The sequence below is a fragment of the Anaerobacillus alkaliphilus genome (genome assembly GCF_004116265.1).
Taxonomy (GTDB): Bacteria; Bacillota; Bacilli; order Bacillales; family Anaerobacillaceae; genus Anaerobacillus; species Anaerobacillus alkaliphilus.
Map to the genome: position 1 here is coordinate 1 of NZ_QOUX01000048.1, position 6069 is coordinate 6069.

Here is a 6069-nt window from a genome sequence, read left to right on the forward strand (position 1 = left end):
TCTCTTTCTGTAAATATCTTTTTACTCATTTGATCTTTCCCCAATCCCATTTTTTCTTTAATTATACAAAAAAGTACCCTATAGGCAGACTTTTTTTAATGTCTACTCTATAGGGTACAGTTTAACCCTTGACTCGTTTTTTATTACCGTAAAACTAAAAGAGTCGTGGCACTTCTTAAATTTAAGATTAAAGCTGATGGCCGGATATGGCCATCAGCATATTTTATTTATTGATATGAGCTATAGTCGCTTTGACCAGACATACCTTGATTTTGGTTTTGACTCATACTTTGTCCCTGTTGACTTTGTTGAGAAGAATTTTGCTGAATCTGTTGTTGTTGCTGTTGTAATTGTTGCTGAGATTGGTTAATTTGTTGCGTTATTTGGTTTAACATATTAAATGATTGTAGCGATTGCTCAACACTTCCTAGCATTTGTGTAGCTTGATGAATTGTTTGTTGTAACTGCTGGAAAGTTTTTTGTTGCTGTTGTTGTGCCTGTGTACCAAATTGTTGCATTTGTTGAAGCAATTCATTAGAGGTTTGCATTGTTTGGCTATAATTTGAGCTTCCAGTCATACCTTGTTGTCCAGAATTTTGCATCTGAGATAAAGCATTTTGCATTGAAGTTAATTGATTTCTTAGTGGCATTAACTCATCTCCAATTTCCTCTTCAACCTTAGATTGAGCAATTGACTCGATCTGTGCTTTATCAATGGCATTTGGGTTCACGATTTCAGCTCTCTTAATGTCCTTATCAATATTTCTTTCCATAGCAAATTCCTCCTTGAATTGGTTTTGTGGGTTTGGGTTTGTTTTCACGAGTAAATATTTCGGTTCATTTTTCTCTTTTATCCTCGTTATATATACAATCCCAATAGCAACAACTAAGAACAATACGAACCAGAAGAATAACATCCCATTAATGGTACTGCACCTCCAATGCTTGCCCCCTCACAGTCAAGGTGGCACGAAGATTATTTTGACCAAAAGGAGACTATATATCAAAAGAATTATTTCCATTTGTGGACTAATGATGAAGGGATAAATAATCAAAGACGAGTCAATTTTGTAAGATATTGAATTTCTTTTATGTTAATAACAAAAGCTAAATAGAAGAAAAGGGTTAAGGGAGGATTTGTACATTGGCGATTCAACAAGAAATAGGAATACATGAAGTTCCAAGGTGGAATAAATGGCTAATCTTAAGTATTCAACACCTATTTGCAATGTTTGGTGCAACCATTTTGGTTCCCTATTTAACAGGTTTAAGTCCAGCGGTTGCGTTAGTCTCAAGTGGTCTAGGTACACTAGCATATATTTTAATTACACAGGGGAATGTCCCTGCTTACTTAGGGTCATCATTTGCTTTTATTGCTCCAATTATTGCTTCAACTGCTATTGGGGGAATAGAGGGAGTCATGATTGGTTCGTTTATGGCCGGCGTTGTTTATGGTGTTGTCGCAATAGTGATAAAGACAACGGGGATAAACTGGATAATGAAGTTGCTTCCGCCAATTGTTGTAGGCCCTGTTATTATGGTAATTGGATTAGGGTTGGCAAATGTGGCTATTAACATGGCGATGAATTTTGATCATGGGGCAGGAGTATTTGTAGATCCGATGCTTCATTTTACTGTGGCTCTAGTTACACTTTCCATTACAATATTTAGTTCTATCTTTTTTAGAGGTTTCTTTAGTTTAGTCCCGATCTTATTCGGAATTGTTGGAGGGTATGTTTTAGCTTATTTCCTTGGATTGGTTGATTTCGGTCCCGTCCAAGAAGCTGCGTGGTTTCGAGTACCAGACTTTGTCATTCCTTTTGTTACCCATACTCCTAATTTTTCTTGGACTATCCTTGCACTAATGGTACCAATTTCAATTGTTACTATCTCTGAACATATTGGAGATCAAATGGTGCTAAGTAAAGTTGTAGGACAGAACTTTATTGAAAAACCTGGGCTTCATCGGTCAATTCTTGGAGATGGTGTAGCAACGATCATTGCATCTTTATTAGGTGGACCACCAAATACAACCTATGGCGAAAATATTGGGGTCTTGGCAATTACAAGAGTGTTTAGTGTTTTTGTAATAGCTGGAGCAGCGGTTATGGCAGTTTTATTTGGTTTTATTGGTAAGATTGAAGCTTTAATCGCGACAATCCCAACCGCAGTTATGGGAGGAGTTTCGATTTTGCTGTTTGGTATAATCGCATCTTCAGGTTTACGAATGCTTATAGATAACAAAGTCAATTTAGGTCATAAACGTAATTTAATTATTTCTTCCGTGATTTTAGTAGTTGGGATAGGTGGAGCATTTATTGAATTAACAGAAAACGTGCAAATTGCGGGAATGGCGTTAGCTACTATCATTGGGATTATTCTTCATTTAGTTTTGTCGGGAAAAGAGCATAGTTATGGGAAATATCCTTTATTTGCTGGTTTAGAGGATACGGATAAGGATTAAAAGGATAGCGGCCGAATGAAGTCGGCTGCTTTTACTTATTTTTAATGGCTGTTTTCGCAAAGTTTGTTGCTTTCGTAAAAATCCCAAAAGCCGGATTTTTACACAAATCACTAAGAAGTTACCACTAATTTAGTAAGTAATGCTCTTTTCTTACATAATTTATTGGCTGATATCTTCATCTAGGGTATTTTTCCGATAATTTTAGGATAGAAAAGCACAATGTTTACGAAAAGAGCCTTTTTAATAAATTCATTTTAGACAAAACTTACTTTTTTCGGTAAAATTGTTGCATATCTATTATAAAGGAGTAGAAACATGGAAAAAGTACTTATTTTTGGTCATAAAAATCCTGATACCGATACAATTTGTTCAGCAATTGCTTATGCTGATTTAAAATCAAAACTAGGAATGAATGTCGAGCCAGTTCGCTTAGGTGAGGTAAGTGGAGAGACACAATATGCTCTAGATTATTTCCAAGCGCATTCACCTCGTCTAGTGCAAACTGTTGCTAATGAAGTAAACGGGGTTATCTTGGTAGACCATAACGAGTTTCAACAAAGCGTGGAAGACATTGAGGCTGTACAAGTGTTAGAAGTAATTGATCATCACCGTATTGCTAACTTCCAAACGAGTGACCCATTGTATTACCGTTGTGAGCCTGTTGGATGTACTGCAACCATTTTAAACAAAATGTATAAAGAAAATGGTATAAAAATTGAGAAACAAATTGCTGGCTTAATGTTATCAGCCATTATCTCTGATTCTCTTTTATTTAAATCACCAACTTGCACAGAGCAAGACGTTCAAGCTGCTCGTGAACTAGCTGCTATTGCAGAAGTGGACGCAGAAAACTATGGCTTAGAGATGTTGAAAGCCGGGGCTGACTTAAGAGATAAAACTATTGAACAATTGATTTCACTTGATGCAAAAGAGTTTCAGCTGGGGGATTATAAGGTCGAAATCGCCCAAGTAAACGCAATTGACACAAACGATGTATTAGTTCGCCAACAGGAAATTGAAGAAGTCCTAACTAAAGTGATTGAAGAAAAAGGACTTGATTTATTTTTATTCGTAGTTACGGATATCTTAAATAGTAATTCCGTTGGTTTAGCTTTAGGTACTCAAGCTAACACAGTAGAAAAAGCGTACAATGTAACTTTAACAAATAACACAGCATTACTAGAGGGTGTTGTATCGAGAAAGAAACAAATTGTCCCTGTATTAACGGATGTGTTTAATAAATTATAAAAAATGAAAACCAGCTAAACATAGCTGGTTTTTTTACTTAACCTTAACTCTGATTTTTGTAATAGCATTATAACCGTAGCCTTTTTTATTCCACATTGGCTCCAGTGGTTGTTTTCTCCCCTTTGAGTCGGAAGCTCGGCAATAAATTGTATGCTCTCCTTTTGGGGCATTCCAATGAAATTTCCACTTTGTCCATCTATTTGTCTTATCTAATGTTTCCCCAATTAGAATTGCATCAACCCACTGTTGACCATTAAAGCTAATATCTACGTTTGTCACTTCGCTTTCCCCACTCCAGGCAATACCTTCTATTAAAGTAACTCCTTCGTCAATAATTTCGTAATCTAAAGGTTTTTGAATTAAAGAATTAACATTTACCATAGTGACTGGATATGGGTCTGAAAGTTTAGGGTAGTATACATAATCATCCGTTTGAAAAGGTCCCTTAAACGTATCGTCAATTAAAATGATTTTTTTTAACCATTTTACAGAGGCCATTCCGTACCAACCAGGTACAATTAAACGAAATGGAAAACCATGCTTATAGGTTAGAGGACGACCATTGTATTCATAAGCGATAATTGTATCTGGATGTATTGCTTTCTCAAGAGGTAGGCTTCTTGCAAATGGTATATGGTGTTCTATGTCCTCTTGTTTGCCATAGTCATAGCCAACAAAAACAACTTCTCTTGCATCCGCTGCTATACCTGTAATCTCTAAAAGGCAAGATAAAGAAATCCCTTTCCATTCCCCTTGACTAATGGCACCCTCTTCCCATTGCTCCCCAAAAACTGGTGGATTAAATTTTGAACGTTTGTTTCCTGCACATTCAAGAAAGCATTTTATCGCTGTAGTCTCCATCTGTACTATTTGACTATACTGGAATACAATTGGCATTTTAACTTGACCTGTAATTGGTAAGAAGAAATTGTCATTTAGAATAGTGGGATACTGAAAATGATTTCTACGAAAGAAATACGTTGTTGGGATCGTTTCTGTTTTTAAAAACTTGATAGGGGTTTCTTGATTTTCCGGATTTATAGATCTCGTAGTTAAATATGGTTTGTTTGATAGCTCCATACGTCACCTCGTTTCATAATAATAACTATGATTAGCTATATTTAATTAGAATAAGGGGAGCAATTGAACTAAGAAAAAACACATCTCATTTGATGTGTTCTGTTAATCCAGGAAGAAGACCCTAACTATGTTTTAGACAAACCTGCCTTAACGACTTTATTTAATTGCATTGTTTGTTTATTCTTTAAAATATGTTGGCCAATTTCTTTTTTGGTTACGTGATTTTCCTTTAAAGTAATCTTTTCAACAAAATGTAATAAAAGTTCAGCTGTATTGATAGCATCATCTATCCCTCGATGTGCCTTACCAACTGGTTCAATCCCAGCAATAGTTAAAGCGTTTTTTAACCCTAACTGACTATTATTTTGCTCAACTAAAATATCCCCTATTTGTTTTTGAAGATCATTATAATTTCGGAACCAATCTAATTTGATTTTATTTCGAACACATTGATTAATAATATGTGCTTTGTCATCTTTTCCCCAAGCACATAAATAATAATCTTCTCCAAGCCAGTCTGAGAATGTTTTAATACCCTGATTAAAAGTGACGGCATCCTTTAGCTCTTCTTTTGTGACCTTAATAAATTTTCTAGTACTTTTGGATACATAACCGCTTTTTGGCTTAATATATAGTTGAAATTGATCAATTATTTTTTTTGACTTCAGATCGACTTTACATGCTCCGATCTCTACTATTTCACTCAATTGGCCTTTTCTAAACCGCTTAACCAATTCTAAATCAAAAACAATGGCGTTCAAGTTAAAAACATCCCTTCGATGACAAATTTGTATAGTTATAATTCCCTAAATGATAAAATTAATTTTTATACATTATGTAATTGGTGGTTCAGGAATTTTATAAAGTCTCTATGTATTTATTATTATATATATTGCGAGGTTAAAGAAAAAGGGATAATTAAAACATCTATGTTTGGATTGGTTTAAATTACCAACTTAAAAATTAGTCATAACCTATTGTTTAAATCTAGTTAGTATAGTATATTAAAAAGCCGCCACTGATTTAAATGAGTGTTTTAAGAAGAGGTGGTTTCTCACTTGAAGGTAGTAGATAAACATTTCCGAAAAAAAACTTGCGTCATACCTTTTAATATGTTAAGATTAATCTTGTCGCTAAAACGACGTTGAAAAAATTGTTCTTTGAAAACTGAACACACAGCCAAGCGAATTAAAGAGATAGTAAATATCTCGTCAATGAATTATTATTTTTGAGCTATATCAAACACTTTTATGGAGAGTTTGATCCTGGCTCAGGAC

General features: G+C 34.8%; 5 protein-coding genes. 2 read left to right on the forward strand and 3 right to left on the reverse strand.

The window, feature by feature from the left end:
• Nucleotides 1-227: 227 nt before the first annotated feature.
• Nucleotides 228-773, reverse strand: a complete 546-nt coding sequence (locus DS745_RS25315) for a hypothetical protein (RefSeq protein ID WP_129080740.1) — start codon at nt 771-773, stop codon at nt 228-230.
• Nucleotides 774-1144: 371 nt separating this feature from the next.
• Here DS745_RS25315 and DS745_RS23785 point away from each other — a divergent pair, with 371 nt between their 5' ends.
• Both DS745_RS23785 and DS745_RS23790 read left to right on the forward strand, forming a co-directional pair.
• On the forward strand, nt 1145-2464 hold the full coding sequence (locus DS745_RS23785) for a uracil-xanthine permease family protein (RefSeq protein WP_277750955.1): 1320 nt from the start codon (nt 1145-1147) through the stop codon (nt 2462-2464).
• 315 nt (nt 2465-2779) lie between these two features.
• A complete protein-coding gene (locus DS745_RS23790) occupies nt 2780-3712 on the forward strand; it encodes a manganese-dependent inorganic pyrophosphatase (RefSeq protein ID WP_129080741.1) in 933 nt (310 codons plus the stop codon).
• A gap of 33 nt (nt 3713-3745) precedes the next feature.
• Here DS745_RS23790 and DS745_RS23795 read toward each other — a convergent pair whose 3' ends face one another.
• Both DS745_RS23795 and DS745_RS23800 read right to left on the reverse strand, forming a co-directional pair.
• The gene (locus DS745_RS23795; protein ID WP_129080742.1) at nt 3746-4792 is read right to left on the reverse strand and encodes a sulfite oxidase; all 1047 of its coding nucleotides are present in this window, start codon (nt 4790-4792) and stop codon (nt 3746-3748) included.
• Nucleotides 4793-4917: 125 nt separating this feature from the next.
• Nucleotides 4918-5553 (reverse strand): 3'-5' exonuclease, encoded by a 636-nt coding sequence (locus DS745_RS23800; RefSeq protein WP_161568376.1) that lies wholly within the window; start codon nt 5551-5553, stop codon nt 4918-4920.
• Nucleotides 5554-6069: the final 516 nt, after the last annotated feature.